The sequence below is a fragment of the Paenibacillus sp. HGH0039 genome (assembly GCF_000411255.1).
In the GTDB taxonomy this organism is placed as follows: Bacteria; Bacillota; Bacilli; order Paenibacillales; family NBRC-103111; genus Paenibacillus_F.
Genome location: NZ_KE150413.1, coordinates 1,171,997 through 1,191,569, shown reverse-complemented (window position 1 = coordinate 1,191,569; position 19,573 = coordinate 1,171,997). Strand labels below are relative to the sequence as shown.

Here is a 19,573-nt window from a genome sequence, read left to right as displayed (position 1 = left end):
CTTACCTGCCGTTCCGCTAGCGGAGCCGGAACAAGAAGGAATAGCCGGGCAAGCCCGGCTGGTCCTTTTATTCAACTACCAATTAACCCATGTGCTTGATGATTTCGTCGCCGAACTCGGAGCACTTGATTTTAGTCGCGCCGTCCATCAGACGTGCGAAGTCATAAGTAACGGTTTTAGCGTCGATTGCGGACTCGATGCCTTTATAGATCAGGTTGGCCGCTTCCTGCCAGCCCAGGTGCTCAAGCATCATAACGCCGGACAGAATAACGGAACCCGGGTTAACAACGTCAAGTCCGGCATACTTCGGAGCCGTACCGTGAGTGGCTTCGAAAATAGCGTGGCCTGTCATGTAGTTAATGTTCGCTCCAGGTGCGATACCGATACCGCCAACTTGTGCCGCCAGAGCGTCGGACAGGTAGTCGCCGTTCAGGTTCAGCGTTGCGATAACTTCAAAATCGGTCGGACGAGTCAGAACCTGCTGGAGGGCGATGTCGGCAATCGCGTCTTTCACGACGATTTTGCCGGCTTCTTCGGCTTCTTTTTGAGCCTGGTTAGCAGCGTCGGTACCTTTCTCTTCTTTGATTCTGTCGTATTCTGTCCATGTGAATACTTTATCGCCGAACTCTTTCTCGGCAAGCGCGTAACCCCAGTTTTTGAAAGCACCTTCGGTGAATTTCATGATGTTGCCTTTGTGAACGAGGGTAACGCTCTTGCGGCCGTGTTTGATTGCATATTCGATAGCCGCGCGGATCAGACGCTCGGAACCTTCTTTGGAAACCGGCTTGATGCCGATACCGGAAGTTTCAGGGAAACGGATTTTGTTCGCGCCCATTTCGTTTTGAAGGAACTCGATCACTTTTTTCACTTCTGCGGAACCTTCTTGATACTCGATACCCGCATAGATGTCTTCCGTGTTCTCACGGAAAATAACCATGTCAACCAGCTCAGGGTGTTTTACCGGGGAAGGCACACCGTTGAAGTAGCGAACAGGACGCAGGCAAGTGTACAGATCGAGTTCTTGGCGAAGCGCTACGTTCAGGGAACGGATACCGCCGCCTACCGGTGTAGTCAGAGGTCCTTTGATGGCTACGATGTACTCGCGGATAGCTTCGAGCGTATCGTTCGGCAGCCAGCTGTTGTAGGTGTTGAACGCTTTTTCGCCGGCAAATACTTCGTACCATGCGATTTTCTTCTCGCCTTTGTAGGCTTTCTCGACAGCAGCGTCAAGAACGCGTTGGGAAGCTGCCCAGATATCGGGACCTGTGCCGTCACCTTCGATGAACGGGATGATCGGGTTGTTCGGAACGTTCAGCTTACCGTTTTCAATCGTAATCGCTTGTCCTTCGGTAGGCAGTGCATAATTTTCAAATTTCGGCATGTTAATATCCTCCTAATCGATTATAAGATCATGGTTGCGCACCCGGTTTAACGCGGGCGCACGCAAAGAGAAAGCCGGATTGTCCGGGCGGGGGATGGCTCAGCCATTTCTTCCGCTGCCGCCCGTCTTCGTTGCCGGCCCTGCTTAATTAACGTTCTTCGATCGGAATGTACTTCTGATTCGTAGGGCCTGTGTATTCGGCGCGAGGACGGATCAGACGGTTGTTGTCGTATTGCTCCAAGATGTGAGCAGTCCAGCCGGATGCGCGGCTGATGGCGAAAATCGGCGTGAACAGATCACGAGGGATTTTCAAGGACGTATAAACGGAAGCGGAGTAGAAGTCAACGTTCGGCTTCAAACCTTTGAGGCTCGTAATAAGCTCGTCGATTTGAATGGACATTTGGTACCACTTGCCAAGACCCGTCGATTCCGTGAGCTGCTGGGACATCTCCTGCAGATGCTTCGCGCGCGGATCGCCGTTCTTGTAAACGCGGTGTCCGAAGCCCATGATCTTCTCTTTGTTTTCCAGCTTCTTGTTGATGTAAGGAACGACGTTTTCCACTTCGCCGATCTCCTCGAGCATCGCCATTACGGCTTCGTTCGCGCCGCCGTGCAGAGGCCCTTTGAGGGTGCCGATTGCGGAAGTGATGCCGGAGTAGATGTCCGTCAGCGTCGCCACGGTTACGCGTGCCGCGAACGTGGAAGCGTTGAGCTCATGGTCGGCATGAAGCACAAGCGCCTTATCCAAAGCGGTGATAGCGGTTTCATCCGGCTCTTCTCCAGTAAGCATGTAGAGGAAGTTTGCAGCCAGGGACGGGTATCCTTTGGAAGCAAGAGGCTCTTTGCCTCCACGGATGCGAGCGAAAGCCGCGATAATCGTCGGAATTTGAGCTTGAAGCTTGATGGCCTTGCGAACGTTGGATTCGCGGCTCATCTCGTTAGCTTCTTTATCATACAAAGCAAGAGCGGATACAGCCGTACGGAGCGCTGCCATCGCGTTTGTATCGGAAGGATACAATTTAATTTGTTCAAGAACCTGATCCGGAATGGAAGAACTCGCATTTAAATCGCTGCGGAGCTGGTCCAACTCGGCCTGGTTGGGCAATTTACCGAACCAGAGCAGGTAAATGACTTCTTCAAAGGAGGCATTCTCAGCCAAATCATCGATATCTAATCCGCGATAAGTTAACACACCGTCCACGATGGAGCTGATCGACGATGTTGTCGCAACAATACCTTCCAAGCCTTTGGTAGCTGTCATGGAAACCTCTCCTTATTTCACTGGATTGACAAAAACTGCGGTAGCTTTCTTACTAATAATAAAGGATTTTGACCATTATGTGAAACAAAAGCCCATAAAACTTCATTATCAGTACAATAAATAAACTTTCTTGCATCATTCGTGCACATTCGCCCGGTTTGTGGTCTATACTCGGTATTGGTACAATAGGAACCAGAGCAGCCAACAAAATCGGCCATTCATTCATCATACCATATTATTCACAAATTTTCTCGTAAATAGGAGCCCGAACGCATATGAACAGCAGCCGCTACGCCATTATCGACATCGGATCGAACTCGGTCCGTCTGGTCATTTACGAAGTGACGCCTCCGGGCGCCTACCGGATTCTGCATGAAACGAAAGAGACGGCCCGGCTGTCCGAGCGCATCGGCGAAGACGGAGCGATGACTCACGACGGCATCCTGTCCGTCGTGCCGCTGCTGCGCCGTTTCAAACGGATATGCGGCGCCTATTCCGTCGATTCGGTGAAGGCCGCCGCTACGGCCGCTATCCGCAATGCCGCGAACGCCGAAGATATCGCGCGGGAGCTTGCGGAGCGTTCAGGCATCGTCATCGACATCCTCTCCGGCGAAGAAGAAGCCCGCCTCGGGTTTCAAGGCGTGGTCAGCACGCTCGACGTCCGGGACGGGTTCATCGTGGATATCGGCGGCGGAAGCACCGAGATCACCCTCTTCCTGGACCGCAAACGGGTGAACAGCGTTTCCTTCCCGTTCGGCGCCGTGACGGCTGCCCGCGAGTACACTCCGGGCGGAATCGTCCGGCCGGAACGGATCGAGGCGCTCAAGGCGCTCGTCCGGGATACGATCGACCTTCACCCCTGGATCCGGGAGCATGCGGAGCTGCCCCTGATCAGCTTGGGCGGAGCCGGGCGGGCGCTGGCGAAGCTTAACCAGAAGCGTGTGGATTACCCGCTCCCGGTGATGCACAACTACGAGCTGGAGGAAAACGACCTCCAGAACTACATGGACCTTCTCCCGTCCCTTCCCGTGGAGAAGCGCAAAAAGCTCGACGGCCTGTCCAAGGGACGCGCCGATATTATTGTTGCCGGAGTCGTCCTCCTTCACTCCGTTTACCGGCAGACGGCCGCTTCACGGATTATCGTGAGCAGTGCGGGGCTCCGCGACGGCCTGTTCTACGAAACGGCCATGCCGGACCGGCTGCCCATCACCGATGTGCTGGAATTCAGCGTGGAAAACATGCTGAAGCTGCATACGCCCCTGCCGCACGATCATCTCCGCCGCGCAGCCGCCCATGCGGCAGCCTTGTACGATGTGCTGGCGGATAGCGCGCCCGAGCTGCAGCCGCGCCACCGTTCACTTCTTCACGCCGCAGCGCTGCTGCAGCGGATAGGCTACACGGTGAGCAGCTACCAGCACTGGCGCCATACGTTCCATCTCATCACGGAATCCCGCATCGACGGGCTGACCCACCGGGAGATCGTGCTTTGCGCCCTGATCGCCACCTTCAAAAACAAAAACCGGACCCGTCAGCAGGCGCTTCCTTACGCAAGCGTGCTGGACAGGTCCGATGAAGACATCGCGGCCAAGCTCGGCTCTCTTCTCCGCCTGGCCACCTCCTTGGATTACGGCGAGAACGGGAACGTCGCCGAACTGGACGTGCGTTCCGTTCCGGGCGAGCTGCACTTGCATCTGCTCTGCAAAGAGCAGGACCCGTCGGAAATCGGAACGATCGAAGAAACCGCGGAGGAGACCGGAAAATACTGGTCCTTTACCGCGTATATTCACGCTTCCGCACTTTCCACCGATTAATAGTCATCGCATCGAACTGGCTTCTCACCTTAGGCCCGTTTTCAGCCGCCCGGATATAATTCCCTCCGGGCTGCAGGAAACGGGCTTTTACATTATCCCGCAGACACAATTCAAGCAGATTGATCACACTCTGCTGCAGCTCCTCATCCCGGACGGGGCACATCAGTTCAATCCGCCGCGTCAAGTTGCGGGTCATCCAGTCGGCGCTCGACAAGTAGACGTCGGGACTGCCTCCGTTCTCGAACCAGTACAGTCTCGAATGCTCCAGAAAACGGTCGACGATACTCCGCACGGTGATGTTTTCGCTCAGATCCGCAACGCCGGGACGAAGGACACAGACTCCTCTCACGATGAGGTCGATCTTCACGCCCGCCTGCGAAGCCTCGTACAGCGCGTCCACCACTTCCTGGTTCGAGAGCGAGTTCATCTTGGCCACGATACGGGCAGGCTTGCCCGCAAGCGCGTGGCGTCCTTCTCTTTCGATAAGCTCGATAAGCCGCGTCTTCATGTCCGCGGGGGCGACGATAAACGCCTGCCAGTCATGAGGCGACGAATAGCCGGTCATTTCGTTGAACAAGGCCGAAGCGTCTTCGCCCATCACCTGGTGGCTCGTAAACAAACCCACATCCGTGTACAGCTTGGCCGTGTTGTCGTTGTAATTGCCGGTTCCGACATGGACGTATCTCCGGAGGCTTTCCTGCTCCTGCCGGACGACCAGCGTGATTTTGGCATGGGTCTTGAGTCCGACCAGACCATACACGACGTGGCACCCCGACTTTTCCAGCTTCCTGGCCCAGGCGATATTCCGCTCCTCGTCAAAACGGGCTTTAAGCTCGACGACGACCGTCACCTGCTTGCCCGATTCGGCCGCTCTGGCCAGCGCCCCGATGAGCGGAGAATTGCCGCTGACGCGATACAGCGTCATTTTGATGGCAAGCACAAAGGGATCGTCGGAAGCCTGCAAAATAAAATCCGCCACCGTATCGAAGCACTCGTACGGATGATAAAGAAGCACATCCCGTTCCCGGATCACCTCGAAAAAATCGTCCGTATGCTCAAACTCTTCGGCGTAAACCTGTTCCAGGGCGGGGTAGTACAAATGCGCGCGCCCGCCGACCAACTGAGGGAGCTTGATCAGATAGGTCAAATCGATCGGGCCGTCGATTTCGAAACAGCCTTCTCCGATTTCAAACTCGTCCCGCAATAGCTCCAGGGCATAAGGGTGGATTCCTTTCTCCACCTCGAGACGGACAGGCGCCCCCCATCTGCGCTGCTTGAGCTCCTTCTCGATCTCTTCCAGAAGATCCTCCGCGCCTTCCTCGTTCAGAGTCAGGTCCGCATTGCGTGTGAGCCGGAAGCCGTTGACGGCGATGGGCTTATACCCGCTGAACAAAGACTCGATATGATGCTTGATCAGCTCCTCCATCCGGATAAATTCCAGCTTCTTGCTGTTGGTGCGCACGGGCACCCGGACAAGCCTACCCAGATTAAGCGGAACTCTCACAATAGCAAAATACGTGCGGAGGTCCGTCGGCACACAGCTTTCCAGAACGACGGCCAAATAATTGGACTGCGTATGCACCAGCGGAAAAGGACGGCTCTGGTCCACGGCCATCGGCGTCAGTACGGGAAACACGATTTCATGAAAATAGGTGTCCATTTCCTTCTGCTGAGTGCTGTTGAGTTCATCGTAGGAAGGGAAAAAAATTCCCTCGCGGGCCAGTTGGCGCGTCAAATCGCGAAAAGCTTTATACTGGTCCGCCACCATGCGGTTCGCTCTCTTCAGCAGGCGCTTGAGCAGACCGGACGGCGTATAGCCGGTAAAATCTTTTTTATGATAGCCCGCTTTCATCTGATCCAGAATTCCCGCTACCCTTACACTCATAAACTCATCCAGATTGCTGGATACGATGGACAGAAATTTTGCTCTTTCCAGCAGCGGAGCCGTCGGGTCCTGAGCTTCTTCCAGCACGCGGCGGTTAAACTCGATCCAGCTCAAATCACGGTTTACATACTTATAGCAATCGTTGCTTTTAACGCCTTCCGGCTTTTGATTGTTTTCCACGAAACCCCAGCTCCCACTTATCTGCAATTTCTATTCTATACCTCTATTGTACAAGGGTTGTTCGGGGGGCATGTTTGCGCTGTATTTTTGCTTTGTTAATTTTATGTAAAAGTTTCGCGGAATGTTTTCTCCGTATTAAATTCGCATGTTTCGGCGTTCAGGCAAGGATTTACTCCGGTAACGGCGAAAAGAACGAAGCAGAGCCTTCACGGTTTTTTTCAGGCAAAATAAATGACAAGAAAGGAGATATCCGTATGAAAAAGCGCATAGTTTATCCGCAGCCATTAAAAAAGGGCGGACGCATCGCCGTGACAGCCCCCTCCAGCGGAGTGGAGGAGCCTCTCCATCATCTTCTCAAGGCATCGAAGGAAGCGCTCGAAAATTCGGGATACCGTATTTTGGAGGGTCAAACTATCCGGACCAACGACAAGTGCGTCAGCACGGGGAAAGAAGAACGTGCCCGCGAGCTTCAAAGCTTTTTGCTGGACGATACGGTTGCGGCCGTAATCCCCCCGTGGGGCGGTGAGTTCCTTATGGACATTTTGCCGCTGCTGGACTGGAACTTATTGAAGGCGAACCGGAAGCCCAAGTGGGTTCTCGGCTATTCCGATATCAGCACGTTTATGTTTGCGTACACGCTGCTGACCGGACACGCCACCGCGCACGGGACGAACTATATCGACATGAGTTCCGGACAACTGGACGGGACATCCGCACGATGGGAGGCGGTTTTAAGCACGGCTGAGGGGGAAACGGTGGAACAAGCCTCGTCGGAGAAATTCCAGTCGGCCTGGGATTTTTCCAAACCCGGTTTCCAACTGGATACCCCGACTTCCTGGAAAATACTCGGCAGCGAAGACGATCCCGCTTATGAGATAAGTCTCGAAGGCCGTCTGCTGGGAGGCTGCATGGACACGCTGTCCATCCTTGCCGGCACTCCCTACGCTCCCGTCCGGCCGTTCGTCCGGAGCTACTGCCGCGAGGAAGGCGTGCTTTGGTACTTGGAAAGCTGTGAAATGAACGCGGCCGACATTTACCGGCACCTGTGGCAGATGAAGCAGTGCGGGTGGTTCGAGCACGCAAAAGGCATCCTGATCGGAAGACCCGCCGGCTACGGCCCCGTCAAAAATTTCGCTCTTCAGGATGCGCTTCATCACGTATTCGACGGGCTCGGCATCCCTGTACTTTATGACCTCGACATCGGGCACGTCCCTCCCCAACTGACTCTCGTGAACGGAGCTTTTGCGAAAGTTAAAGCGTCGGGAGGAGCCGGAAACGTCAAGATGTCCTTCGTCTAAGGCGGCCGGCAGATTCAGCAGAGGCTTATTGCGGGTATTGGTTCTCAGAACTTAAGTCAGAACTTAAGGCAGGCACGGTCCTATAATCAAGGAAGTTCAGAGAAACACTATACTTGCTCCTTGTGATTTAGGGATTCATCCCGTCCTGTAGTAAACTCATTTCGAGCGAGAAAGAGGAAGCCTATGAGAGTGTTCAATCCGTACCTGCTGCACAAAATTTTCCGGGGAGCTCTGGTCCTGCTGTGCCTCGTGGCGGGCTGGCTGCTGCTGCGGTACGTGTCCCCGCTGATTTATCCCTTTATCATCGGCTGGCTGCTGGCCTATGTGCTCAATCCGATCGTCAACATGCTGCAGCGGAAGGCCAAAATGCCGCGTTGGCTGTCCGCCACGCTGGTCATCCTTCTATTGATCGCCATCACGGTTACAGCCATGACCCTGCTGGTGACGAAAGTGATCGTAGAGCTGGGAACACTGGCTGAAAATTTACAAAGTATGATCAATGGCTGGAAAGATCAGGCGACCGGATTTTTGAATTCGGCCTGGTTTCAAGGGATTGTCGGACAGCTTAATGATTTCATGAGAGCCAACAATCTGGATCTCAGCAGCAACCTCAGCTCCGTTACGGGAACGATTGCCGATTTTAGCTCCAATGCCTTGAAATATATCGTCAACTCGCTGATTCATATCATCCAGTCCCTGCCTAACATCGCGACCGTATCGATTATCGTGTTGATGGCGACCTTCTTTATCAGCAAAGACTGGTACCGTCTCGTGATGCGCTACACCGTACTGGTGCCGGAAACCGTCCGCAAAGCGACCCGTCTCATTTCCAGCGATCTGCAGAAGGCGCTGTTCGGCTTTATGCGCGCTCAGCTTATTCTGATTTCCCTGACAACGGTCGCGGTCATTATCGGGCTGGTTATTCTGCGTGTGGATTTCGCCGTCACCATCGGCCTTCTGATCGGCTTGTGCGATTTGATGCCTTATCTCGGCACCGGCGCCGTCCTCGTTCCATGGATCATTTACTGCTTTTTCAAAGGCAACCTCTTCCTCGGAATCGGACTGTCCGTCCTGTACGGTCTGATCGTCATCGTGCGGCAGATAATGGAGCCCAAAGTGCTCGCCTCAAGTGTAGGGCTGGATCCGCTCGCCGCCCTGATCGCCCTGTTTGTGGGACTTAAGCTGTTCGGCGTCGTAGGACTTATCCTCGGCCCCGTGCTCATGGTGGTCCTGACGGCAGTCTATAAAGCGAACGTCTTCCACGATATTGCCCGTTACATAAAAAATGGCCCGGCCGCGAACACGTAGGTTCGCTGACCGGGCTTTTCTTCGACCTGCTTAATCGAAAGCGTCGAAACGGCACCGTTTGCTGCTGTTTCGACGCTTTCGTTTTTCGTTTTACCTGCGGTTAATAAACATGAACCGTCCGTTTCTCATTAGCTTCTGCAGCAGGACGAGTAGCCCCATTTTAAACAAGGAACGTGTAAATGGGAGCACCAGAAGCAGACCCGCCAAATCGGTAAGGAAGCCCGGAACGATCAGCAGCAGTCCGCCGACAAAGACGCAGACGCTGTCCAGCACGGAATCCGACGGATTCTGGCCCATAGACAGTTGATTGCGGGCGTAAGGCAGGAAACGGGACGCTTCCTTTCTCACGATAAGAGCCCCCAGAAGACCCGTCAGCAGAATCAGCCCGAACGTCATCCAGCCCCCTATCAGATGAGCCATACCGATGATACAAGCGATCTCAAGGACCGGAACGATAATAAAGACGGCAAGCGCTATGCGTAACACCGGCTATCCACCCCTTTGCAGCCATTCGTATAATTCAGGCACTTCTTTATCTATACGTACAGGCTTCCAGGAAAGATTCACCCAAGCATGCCTCGTGATGCCCGTAACAAGAAGTTCTTCTCCGCGCCGCACTTCGTACTCAAACTCCAGTTTCACCGTCGTGTAGCTTGTAACGCGGGTCAGAATCGTAAGCTCGTCGTCATAGCGGGCCGGACGCACATACTTCAGTTCGGCACCGACGACCGGCAGCAGCAGTCCCAGCTCCTCCATCCGCTTGTACGGAAATCCTCTGTCCCGGATATATTCCGTTCGGGCGATTTCCAGCCAGGTCAAATAATTGGCATGGTACACGACTCCCATCTGGTCGGTTTCCTGATACCTGACCCGGACGCCGTATGGAAACCATTCGCGCTCATTCGTTGCTTCATTCGGCAAGATTCATCCTCCTATCTTTTGTTTCAGCGGTTTCGAGGCTCTGTCCTTATAGTTTGAAAAAAAGAGTGAACCCGCACCAGGCGGACTCACTCCTTTCTTATCCGAATCGCTTACAGGACGCGCGCACGTCCCGAGTACACAATCCCTACTTCAGGGAACAAGGTAATTTCCATGTCGTCCTTGATCAGGTCAAGGGCACGGTCAACACCGACGATAACCGGGATGCCCAGGCTGAGAGCTACTACCGCGGCGTGGGATGTGATCCCGCCCACGTCCGTGATCAGACCCGCCGCACGCTCGATAGCCGGCATATATTCCTTGTCGGTCGTATTGGTGACCAGAATAGCGCCGTCTTTCATTTTGCTGATGGCTTCTTCGGCTGTTTCTGCCGTCACGACAATACCTTTCGCGTGCTGGGTGCCGATACCGGTTCCTTTGGCGATCATTTCGCCGACCTGGTGAACCTTCATCAGATTCGTAGTACCGGAGCTTCCGATCGGCACGCCGGCCGTGATCACGACGATATCGCCGAGATCCACATAGCCTTCGCGGATGCTTCCGTCGACCGCTTGCTCAAACAGCTCGTCCGTCGTTTGCGCGTCCCCGTGGAGAAGGACAGGCTGCACGCCCCAGACGAGGTTCAGACGGCGCATAACCTGCGGGTTGCGTGTTACCGCAACGATCGGCGCCTTCGGACGGTATTTGGATACCATTCTTGCGGTATAGCCGCTTTCCGTAGCGGTTACGATCGCTTTGGCATCCAGTTCAAGAGCGGCGTTCGCGACGGATTGGGAAATGGATTCCGTTACCGTCGTTTGCAGCGCGTGCGCTTGACGCAGGAAAATCTCGCGGTATTCCAGAGCCGCTTCCGCACGCTGTGCGATGCGGGACATGGTTTCTACCGCTTCAACCGGATATTTCCCGGCAGCCGTTTCGCCGGACAGCATAATCGCGTCGGAGCCGTCGAACACGGCGTTGGCCACGTCACTTGCTTCGGCACGGGTCGGGCGCGGATTGCGCTGCATGGAGTCAAGCATCATCGTAGCGGTAATAACCGGTTTGCCGACCAAGTTACACTTCTTGATCATTTGCTTCTGCACAACCGGCACGTCCTCTGGCGGAATTTCCACGCCAAGGTCGCCGCGGGCAACCATCAGACCGTCGGAAACTTCCAAAATTTCATCCAGGTTGTCAACGCCTTCCTGGTTCTCGATCTTGGAGATGATCTGAATGTGCGAAGCGTTATGGCGCTCAAGCAGCTCGCGGATTTCAAGCACGTCGCTAGCTTTACGGACGAAAGAAGCGGCGATGAAATCGATGCCCTGCTCGATACCGAATACGATATCGTTAGCGTCTTTTTCCGTAATACCCGGCAGCGAGATGCTGACGCCCGGAACGTTCACGCCTTTTTTGCTTTTAATCGGACCGCTGTTCACGATGCGGCATTTGATATCGTTTCCTTGAACGGCCTCAACCGTCAGACCGATCAGACCGTCGTCGATCAGAATCGTGTCGCCGGGCTTAACGTCTTCCGCCAGACCTTCGTAGGTTACGGACACGCGTTCACGATCTCCGAGAATTTCTTCGGTCGTCAGGGTAATCATCTCGCCTGCGGCCAGTTCGATCGGCTCTTCTTTCAGCTTGCCGAGACGGATCTCAGGCCCCTTCGTATCCAGCAAAATGGATACATTGCGGCCTCCGAGCTCTTCGCAGGCAGCGCGGAGATTATTGATCCGGCCGCCGTGCTCTTCAAAATCGCCGTGAGAGAAGTTCAGTCTCATCACGTTCATTCCTGCCGTTACGAGCTTCTTGAGGTTTTCTTTGGACTCGCTTGCCGGTCCGATCGTACATACAATTTTTGTCTTACGCATGGTTACCCTCCTGAGTAAATGTATATCTGCCTATTTGTCTGAATTTGAGGTACCTGTCTTCTTTGAGTTCCTCTTCCGACATCGCTAACAGCGGCTGCATGTGCTCCAGAACGGCCGCTTTAATATTCGCTGACTGGAGCTCCAGATCACGATGGGCACCACCCTGCGGTTCAGAGACGATGCTATCGATAACGCCCAATTCCGCAATATCCTTGGCGGTGATTTTCATCGCTTCCGCGGCATGCAGGGATTTGGATGCATCGTTGTACAAAATGGATGCGGCCCCTTCGGGACTGATAACTGAGTAAATGGCGTTCTCAAGCATCAGCACCCGGTTGCCGACGCCAAGCGCGAGCGCTCCGCCGCTGCCTCCTTCGCCGATCACGACGCAGACGACAGGCACGCGAAGACCGGCCATGACAAGCAGATTGCGCGCAATCGCTTCCCCTTGGCCCCTCTCTTCGGCGGCGTTGCCGGGAAACGCCCCTTTCGTATCGATGAACGTAATGACAGGACGGCCGAACTTGTCCGCCTGTTTCATCAGACGAAGCGCTTTACGGAAACCTTCCGGATGCGGACAGCCGAAATTGCGGGCAATGTTGTCCTTCGTGTCCTTGCCCTTCTGATGACCGACGACCGTAACGGGAAGCCCGTCCAGCTTGGCGACGCCTCCGATAATGGCGAGGTCGTCCCCATACAGACGGTCTCCGTGAAGCTCTACGAAGTCCGTAAAGATTCTCTCTATATAGTCGATGGTCGTCGGACGCTGCGGATGCCGGGCCAACTGCATTTTCTCCGATGCGGACATCGTCGAATACAATTCCTGCTGCAGCTCGGCATACCGTTCCTCCAGACGTCTGATTTCATCCGTGAAATCGATTTTCTTCTCTTCACCGAAACGCTTCAGTTCGTCAATTTTGCTGCGAAGCTCAGTCAGTGGCTGCTCAAATGACAATTCACCCGCCATAATTCGCATCCCCTTTCATCACGTGCATGTCAAGCAGTTTGATCAGCGTTGTCCGCATATCTTTGCGTGCCACAACCTTGTCCACCTGTCCGCGCAGAAGGTTGAATTCCGCGGTTTGGAAGTTGTCGGGCAGTTTCTGCTTGATCGTCTGCTCGATGACACGTCGGCCGGTGAAGCCGAACGATGCCGCGGGTTCCGCGATAATAATATCGCCGAGCATGGCAAAGCTTGCCGAAACCCCTCCGAAAGTCGGATCGGTAATGACGGAGACAAACAAGCCGCCTTCCGAGTCAAGCTTCTGAATAGCCGCACTCGTTTTTGCCATTTGCATCAAACTGAGAATACTCTCCTGCATGCGGGCGCCGCCCGAAGTCGAAAACAGAATGAGCGGATACTTCTTCTGGATGGCGCTCTCAATGGCGCGCGTCAGCTTCTCGCCTACGACAGAGCCCAGGGAGCCGCCCATAAAGTCAAAACTCATCGCGCCAAAGACGACCGGATATCCGCCGATCGTACCTTCACCGGTAACGATGGCATCCTTCAGGCCGGTCTTGTCCTTCGCTTTGGTGATTTTATTCTCGTAATCCGGAAATCCGAGCGGGTCTTCCGAAATCATATTCTCGTCATACTCGAACAGACGCCCTTCATCGAGGGTCATCGTCATACGTTCCATCGCATTTAATTTGTAATGATAATTGCAGGACGTACAGACTTTCAAGTTTTTCTCAAGCTCTTTACTGTATTGAATAGTTCCGCAGCGCGGACATTTATTCATCAGCCCTTCGGGTATATCGCGTTTCGCTTTCTCGGAAGGGATCGTTGCATATTTGCGTTTCTGAAAAAGATCCTTTAGCACATTTGCACCTCTCTGGCTTACAATTTCCGCTCCAGCCGTCTCGCTGCGGAGGTTTCGTAAAACACGCCTTCGCAACCGCTGCGGTCAGCGATGTAAAATGGTGTTGAGTACTTCTTGAACCTCTTCCACTTCACCCTCGGGAACCACGATTTCAAATTGGTTCTTGGTCATGGAGATTGCTCGAATTTGGACCAGAAACCCCTCCTCCGACAGGCGTTGCTTTATACGCTCCGCAATTTTGGCGGTGGGGGCAATATAAATCACGGTCCACATGGGGATATACCTCCTCAACAGTACCCGGGTAAAATGGATAGCGCCAAAATGAAAATGACGCGGCAGCGTATCTCTAGCCTTCACTTTCCGTTCTCTCAAGTTCTATACAATGGAATAATGATAACACAACCTCTAATTTTCCCGCAAGGAAGGGTTGTCTTCCCTAAGAGGCTTCCGCTCCGCTGACACCTGAGATTAAACATGGAAAAAGAAGGATGGAGCATGCCGCGAACCGCTTTCCGCCGCCCGGATACCAAGGCATTTCCTCTGTAAAATATTCCCTGGACCCTATCAGCCCGACAAAAAAAACTTCCCACGCCCACGGGCTGGTGAAGTTTTTGTGAATCGGACACGCGGACGCTATCGCCGCGGTCCCGACCGATTCGCCGAGACGGCGCCTGAACGTTCGAGCGCCTGCCGCAGATAAAAGCCGGGCTATGCGGGCTCTTTCGTATCCACGCCGGTTTCGCCGGTTTCGCAAAGTTCCTCGAAATAAGTCGAAACGGGTTTGTTTTGATGAGCGATTCTGGCGGATGCCGCTGCGGCCAGCCCGGCCACGAGATCGTCGAGAAACACGTGAATCTCCCGCTGATGGTCGTTGAGATCGCGGATCACGCCTATTTTCTGCTTATCCAGATAACCGAAGCTCGTCAGCCCGATCATACCATACACATGTACAATTCCCAAAGCCAGCGTCTCGTCCACCCCGTAGAGGGGCTCGTCCGCTTCCAGAATGCTTTGCAGCGGTTCGGGAAGAAGCTTGCGTTCCGCCAGCTCGTCCAGTGCGATACCGGTCATCAGGGTGTACTGCACTTCGCGTTTGGCAAGCACGGTCATCACGCTCTCCAGGCAAAACCTCTATTGTTAAAGCCTTGTTATACGGCTTCTGGAGCTGGAGAACAATTTCGGCAACACTCTCCGCGGTCACTCCCCTTTCCCGCAGCATTTGCAGCACCAGCTCTGTACTCATGCTTCATTCCTCCCTTATCCGGCTGTTACCGCGCAGCTGCGGACAGGCTGCCGCTTTTGGCGGATTTACAAATGTATGCCGGAAAAAGGAGGATTATTTCACCTTTACACAATCTTTGCCCATCAGCTGTTCGATCGAACGGAACAGTTCCGGAGAAGGCTTGACGCGGTACTGGCCGCTCAAAGCCAGCAGCCGCTGGGTGCGCTCGTAGAACAGCGCGACCTCCAGCGGACCCGCGTGAAGCTGCAGCAGCTCCTGCAGCTTCACGAGGTTGTGCGGCTCCTCCAGGTGAGCCGCGATCTTGACGTACACCCGCTGCCGGGACGCCCCGGCGGGTGTGCCCTGCGCGGCGGGGCGCCGTGGCTCATCCGCAGACTTGGCTGCGGATGAGCGCTGCGGGGCCGCACTGCCGCGGTCTGCGGCGCGTCCGGACGAGCCCGCGTGGGCAGTGGCTTCGCCGCCCGGACCCGGGCCGCCGTCTTGCCCGCTGCGGGCTTCGCCGGCTGCAGGCCCGGGCTCTCCGGCGCCATAGCCAGCGGCTCCGCGGCGCGTCTCGCGCACCACGCTGGAGCTGCGCGCAGAGCCTGCGGCACGGCCGGGCGCCTGTGCGCGTCCGGAGGCCGCGTCCGCACGGCTGCTGCCATCGGCAGGCCGTGCGCTGCCGCTTACGCCCGCTTGGGCGCCGCCTTCTCCGCCGGGGCGCGTGCCGGCGCCCGGGCTCACGTTCGCGCCGCTGCCTGCTCCCGGGCTTCCGCCCGGCTGCCCGCTGCGGGCGTTCCCGGCCGCAGCGCCGCGCTCTCCGGCGCGCCCTCCTTGCGGCGCAGCCCCGGCTCCCCGCGGCGCACTGCCGCCGGAGGCGGACTGGCCGCCCGGACGCAGCGGACGGCGCTGCCAGCGGCGGACGGCCGGATCGTCCGGCGCGGCCACTGCCTCCGCCAGCAGCTTCGGCGGGTCTTCGTCCTGCAGCTGAAGCTTCGCTTTGACAAGCACGACGCTGCCTTTCTGCACGAGCGGAGCATGTTTTTTCCACGCTTCGGGGAATAAAACCACTTCGACCCGCGCTATCCGATCTTCCAGATCCATGAAGGCCATAGGCTGGCCTTTCTTCGTGACGATCGTTTTGCTGGAGACAACCATACCCGCCACGATAACTTCACTGTTATCGGCATAATCCTGCAAATAATGCAGAGGGTCCGCTTCCAGCTCCTGCAGCAGCTCTTGATGGTCATCGAGCGGATGACCGGATATATAGAGTCCCAGCAATTCACGTTCATACTCCAGCTGCTGTGTGCGGGAAAGCCTGGCAACCTCCGGAATCTCCACTTCCCAGTTCGGTTCCTCCACGAAGCCGAATAAGTGAAGCTGCAGATCATCCCGCTCTTTCCGCCATTTCACCGCCGCCTCCACCGTATCGTCCAGCATGGCGACAAATTGGGCGCGGTGACCGGGAAAGCCGTCAAGCGCCCCTCCCTGGATGAGCGATTCGATCACGCGTTTGTTGCAGACGCGCAGATCCACTCTCCGACAGAAATCGAGCAGGCTCTCGTAAGGCTTCTCACGCCGCTCCTTGAGGATCGCTTCGATGGCGTTCGTGCCGACGTTTTTGATCGCGGCCAGACCGAAGCGGATGGCACCCTTACCGGCAGGAGAAGCGCCGGCATCGCTCTTGGCGGATTCCCCGGAATCTCCACTCCCCCCATCTTCACCCTTCGAATGACCGCTTCCGGCCGTAACGGCGGCCCCCTCGAGGCCCTTATCTCCGTTGTCCGTCCCTCCGTGCCCTTCGCCTGCCCCTTCTGCAGCCGGCAAAGATGCTTTAGGAGCGACAGGCGTAAAATTAACGCCGCTCTCATTCACATCCGGCGGAAGTACTTCAAGCTTCATCCGTCTGCATTCGTCGACATACTCGGCCGTTTTGCGGTGATTCCCGACGACGGCCGTCAGCATGGAAGCCATAAAATGCCGCGGATAATGTGCCTTCAAGTACGCTGTCTGGAAAGCCAGCACACCGTAGGCAGTGGCATGCGCACGCGGGAAGCCGTAATCCGCGAACCGCACGATCATGTCGTAGACGCCGTTCGCCTCTTCCTCCTTATAGCCTAACCCGACGCTTCCTTCCACGAAGTGCGCGCGCTGCTCGTCCAACACTTCGCGCTTCTTCTTGGAAACGGCACGACGGAGCAGGTCCGCTTCCCCTAGCGAGAAGCCCGCCATTGCCGAAGCGATCTGCATAATCTGCTCCTGATAAACGATAATACCGTACGTATCCTTAAGGATCGGAACCAGCGCTTCATGCGGGATCTGCGGCTGTGTCAGCCCGTGCTTGCATTCGATGTACCGGGGGATAAACTCCATCGGTCCCGGACGGTACAAGGCGATAACGGAGACGATATCTTCAAAGCCCGAGGGCTTCAAATCCCGCAGCACCTTGCGTACTCCCGGTGACTCCATCTGGAAAATCCCCGTCGTCTCCCCTTTTTCCAGAAGTTCGTACGTCAGAGGATCGTTATCCATGTCCAGCTTCGCCAGATCCAGTTTGATGCCTTCCTGCTCCTCAATGGATTTCAAGGTCCGTTCGATGATGGACAAGGTCCGCAGGCCGAGAAAATCCATCTTGAGCAGGCCGATGGCTTCCAGATGCTCCATCGAATATTGGGTCAGGGGCGTTTGGCCGGTTCCCTCCTGCAAGGGAACATAATGGGTCAGCGGTTCGCGCGAAATGACAACTCCCGCGGCATGTGTCGAAGCATGACGGGGCATGCCCTCGACACGTTTCGCCATATTCAGCAGTTCCGCGGTTTTAGGCTGCTTCTCGGCCAGATCTTTCAGATCCGGGTTCACCTTCAGGGCCGCTTCAAGCGTCATGCCGAGCTGTCCCGGAATCATCTTCGCGGCGCGGTCCACTTCGTTGTACGGAACGTTCAGCACCCGGCCCACATCGCGTACGGCGGCCTTGGCGGCCATCGTCCCGAAGGTGATGATCTGGGCAACATGCTCCTGCCCGTATTTCGCCACGACATAATCGATAACTTCGTCCCGCCGTTCGTCGTTAAAGTCGATATCGATATCCGGCATCGTGATCCGCTCCGGGTTCAGAAAACGCTCAAAAAGCAGCTTATACCGGATAGGGTCCACATCGGTAATCCGGAGCACGTACGCAACGAGGCTTCCTGCGGAAGACCCCCTTCCGGGCCCCGTCATAATACCGTGCTCATGCGAGAAACGGATAAAATCCCAGACAATGAGAAAATAATCCGAGAAGCCCATGCTCTCGATAACGCCAAGCTCGTATGAAAGCCTCGTCTCCAGCGTCTGCCGGTATTCCCCCTGCAGGTCATTCCAGCCCGGCTGGTTCTCATAGCGCCGGGCAAGACCTTCCGTGCACAGCTCCCTGAGGTATTCCCCCGCGCCGAGCCCCTCGGGGATCGGTTTGAATTTCGGCAAAATGGACTGGTCGAAATTCAAAACCAGTTCGCACTTCTCCGCCACAAGCAGCGTGTTGTCAAGCGCTTCGGGTACATGTGCGAACAGTTTGCGCATGTCGTCTTCGCTTTTCAGGTAAAGCTGGCTCGTCTCGAACTTAAGGCGCTGGGGATCGTCCACCGTCTTGCCGGTTCCGATGCACAGAAGCACATCCTGCACCACATGGTCCTGTTCCCTGACGTAATGCACGTCGTTGGTGGCGACAAGCGGGATGCCCGTCTCCCGGCTGAGCTCGATCATGCCTTGCATGACTTTTTTCTGCTCGATGGAACCGTGATCCTGAATTTCAAGGTAAAAGTCCTCGCCGAAAATAGAACGATACCGCTCGGCGGCCGCTTTTGCCTGTTCCTTGCGGTCATGGAGCAGATGCTGGGACACCTCTCCCCCCAGGCATGCGCTCAGACAAACAAGCCCTTCCGAATAACGGGCGAGATGGTCGTGATCAATGCGCGGTTTATAGTGGAATCCTTCCAGATGACCGACCGAGCACAGCTTCATCAGGTTCTGATAGCCCTGCATATTTTTGGCCAGCAGAATGAGATGATAGATCGGCTGCTCCTGCCGCGTTCCCTTGGTGCGGATCGTCCCTTCCGTAAAATAAGCTTCGCAGCCCAGAATAGGCTTGATGCCCTTGGCCCGGCACGCCTTATAAAACGGTACCGCCCCATACATGACGCCATGATCCGTCAGCGCAAGTGACTTCATGCCCAACTGCGAGGCGGTTTCCACGAGGTCCTGAATGCGGGCGGCCCCGTCAAGCAGGCTGTATTCACTGTGAACATGCAGATGTATAAACGAATTCATGGCCATTACTCCTCCGAAACTTCCTTTCTTCTATTCTATCACAATTTTCAAAAAGGCGAAAATGCGTTCGCCCCGAAAAAATCTCGCCCCCGGCCCGTTTTTATCTTAAAAAAACCGCCTGCACCCGTAGGGACACAGACGGTTATTTATTGTTTTTGCTGCCATGCAGCAGCAGGAGCTTCTCTTTGCTTGGGGGTCGATCGCGCGGCACTACGTGCCGGAATGCCACCCGGCGGCCGAACACGCTGGAAACGGCTAGCAGCCTGCCTCTCCCGCTTTCTCCGTACTCTTCTCTCTCGCCGCT

At 55.5% G+C, this 19,573-nt stretch carries 13 protein-coding genes and 1 pseudogene; 3 read left to right on the top strand and 11 right to left on the bottom strand.

What is annotated here, in order from left to right; translation table 11 throughout:
* Positions 1-82: 82 nt before the first annotated feature.
* Both icd and citZ read right to left on the bottom strand, forming a co-directional pair.
* Positions 83-1,381 carry an NADP-dependent isocitrate dehydrogenase gene (icd, locus tag HMPREF1207_RS19720; RefSeq protein WP_009676666.1) on the bottom strand — a complete coding sequence of 433 codons (1,299 nt, stop codon included), beginning with the start codon at positions 1,379-1,381 and terminating at the stop codon, positions 83-85.
* A gap of 148 nt (positions 1,382-1,529) precedes the next feature.
* A complete protein-coding gene (gene citZ, locus HMPREF1207_RS19715; RefSeq protein WP_009676663.1) occupies positions 1,530-2,642 on the bottom strand; it encodes a citrate synthase in 1,113 nt (370 codons plus the stop codon).
* A gap of 275 nt (positions 2,643-2,917) precedes the next feature.
* Here citZ and HMPREF1207_RS19710 point away from each other — a divergent pair, with 275 nt between their 5' ends.
* Positions 2,918-4,453, top strand: a complete 1,536-nt coding sequence (locus tag HMPREF1207_RS19710) for a Ppx/GppA family phosphatase (RefSeq protein WP_016423922.1) — start codon at positions 2,918-2,920, stop codon at positions 4,451-4,453.
* Here the strand turns inward: HMPREF1207_RS19710 and ppk1 are convergent.
* The gene (gene ppk1 / locus HMPREF1207_RS19705; protein WP_009676704.1) at positions 4,413-6,518 is read right to left on the bottom strand and encodes a polyphosphate kinase 1; all 2,106 of its coding nucleotides are present in this window, start codon (positions 6,516-6,518) and stop codon (positions 4,413-4,415) included. The two genes, HMPREF1207_RS19710 and ppk1, sit on opposite strands and share 41 nt — an antisense overlap.
* A gap of 254 nt (positions 6,519-6,772) precedes the next feature.
* On the opposite strand from ppk1, the gene HMPREF1207_RS19700 reads away from it, so the two are divergent.
* Together HMPREF1207_RS19700 and ytvI are read left to right on the top strand one after the other, a co-directional pair.
* A complete protein-coding gene (locus HMPREF1207_RS19700; RefSeq protein WP_016423921.1) occupies positions 6,773-7,816 on the top strand; it encodes a S66 family peptidase in 1,044 nt (347 codons plus the stop codon).
* Positions 7,817-7,999: 183 nt separating this feature from the next.
* Positions 8,000-9,124 (top strand): sporulation integral membrane protein YtvI, encoded by a 1,125-nt coding sequence (gene ytvI / locus HMPREF1207_RS19695; RefSeq protein ID WP_016423920.1) that lies wholly within the window; start codon positions 8,000-8,002, stop codon positions 9,122-9,124.
* Positions 9,125-9,214: 90 nt separating this feature from the next.
* On the opposite strand, the gene HMPREF1207_RS19690 is transcribed toward ytvI, so the two are convergent.
* The 8 genes and pseudogenes from HMPREF1207_RS19690 to HMPREF1207_RS19655 form a co-directional block, all read right to left on the bottom strand.
* Positions 9,215-9,610, bottom strand: a complete 396-nt coding sequence (locus HMPREF1207_RS19690; RefSeq protein ID WP_009676697.1) for an FxsA family protein — start codon at positions 9,608-9,610, stop codon at positions 9,215-9,217.
* Positions 9,611-9,613: 3 nt separating this feature from the next.
* Positions 9,614-10,045, bottom strand: coding sequence for an acyl-CoA thioesterase (locus HMPREF1207_RS19685; protein WP_009676667.1), 432 nt, complete (start codon positions 10,043-10,045; stop codon positions 9,614-9,616).
* A gap of 110 nt (positions 10,046-10,155) precedes the next feature.
* On the bottom strand, positions 10,156-11,916 hold the full coding sequence (gene pyk / locus HMPREF1207_RS19680) for a pyruvate kinase (protein WP_009676700.1): 1,761 nt from the start codon (positions 11,914-11,916) through the stop codon (positions 10,156-10,158).
* Entirely contained in the window at positions 11,909-12,883 is a 975-nt protein-coding gene (accA, locus tag HMPREF1207_RS19675; RefSeq protein ID WP_009676686.1) for an acetyl-CoA carboxylase carboxyl transferase subunit alpha, read from the bottom strand. The genes pyk and accA overlap by 8 nt, the downstream gene beginning before the upstream one ends.
* Complete coding sequence (accD, locus tag HMPREF1207_RS19670; protein ID WP_009676707.1) at positions 12,873-13,739, bottom strand: acetyl-CoA carboxylase, carboxyltransferase subunit beta; 867 nt, start codon at positions 13,737-13,739, stop codon at positions 12,873-12,875. The genes accA and accD overlap by 11 nt, the downstream gene beginning before the upstream one ends.
* Positions 13,740-13,823: 84 nt before the next feature.
* The gene (locus HMPREF1207_RS19665) at positions 13,824-14,012 is read right to left on the bottom strand and encodes a hypothetical protein (RefSeq protein WP_009676703.1); all 189 of its coding nucleotides are present in this window, start codon (positions 14,010-14,012) and stop codon (positions 13,824-13,826) included.
* Between the two features lie 435 nt (positions 14,013-14,447).
* A pseudogene (locus HMPREF1207_RS19660) lies at positions 14,448-14,982 on the bottom strand (phosphatidylglycerophosphatase A family protein).
* Positions 14,983-15,075: 93 nt separating this feature from the next.
* Complete coding sequence (locus HMPREF1207_RS19655) at positions 15,076-19,269, bottom strand: DNA polymerase III subunit alpha (RefSeq protein ID WP_009676665.1); 4,194 nt, start codon at positions 19,267-19,269, stop codon at positions 15,076-15,078.
* Between the last annotated feature and the right edge of the window lie 304 nt (positions 19,270-19,573).

Coding starts and splice junctions, on each gene's coding strand:
- icd (WP_009676666.1), bottom strand. CDS start 1,381: ATGCCGAAATTTGAAAATTATGCACTGCCTACCGAAGGACAAGCGATT.
- citZ (WP_009676663.1), bottom strand. CDS start 2,642: ATGACAGCTACCAAAGGCTTGGAAGGTATTGTTGCGACAACATCGTCG.
- HMPREF1207_RS19710 (WP_016423922.1), top strand. CDS start 2,918: ATGAACAGCAGCCGCTACGCCATTATCGACATCGGATCGAACTCGGTC.
- HMPREF1207_RS19700 (WP_016423921.1), top strand. CDS start 6,773: ATGAAAAAGCGCATAGTTTATCCGCAGCCATTAAAAAAGGGCGGACGC.
- ytvI (WP_016423920.1), top strand. CDS start 8,000: ATGAGAGTGTTCAATCCGTACCTGCTGCACAAAATTTTCCGGGGAGCT.
- pyk (WP_009676700.1), bottom strand. CDS start 11,916: ATGCGTAAGACAAAAATTGTATGTACGATCGGACCGGCAAGCGAGTCC.
- accA (WP_009676686.1), bottom strand. CDS start 12,883: ATGGCGGGTGAATTGTCATTTGAGCAGCCACTGACTGAGCTTCGCAGC.
- HMPREF1207_RS19665 (WP_009676703.1), bottom strand. CDS start 14,012: ATGTGGACCGTGATTTATATTGCCCCCACCGCCAAAATTGCGGAGCGT.
- HMPREF1207_RS19655 (WP_009676665.1), bottom strand. CDS start 19,269: ATGAATTCGTTTATACATCTGCATGTTCACAGTGAATACAGCCTGCTT.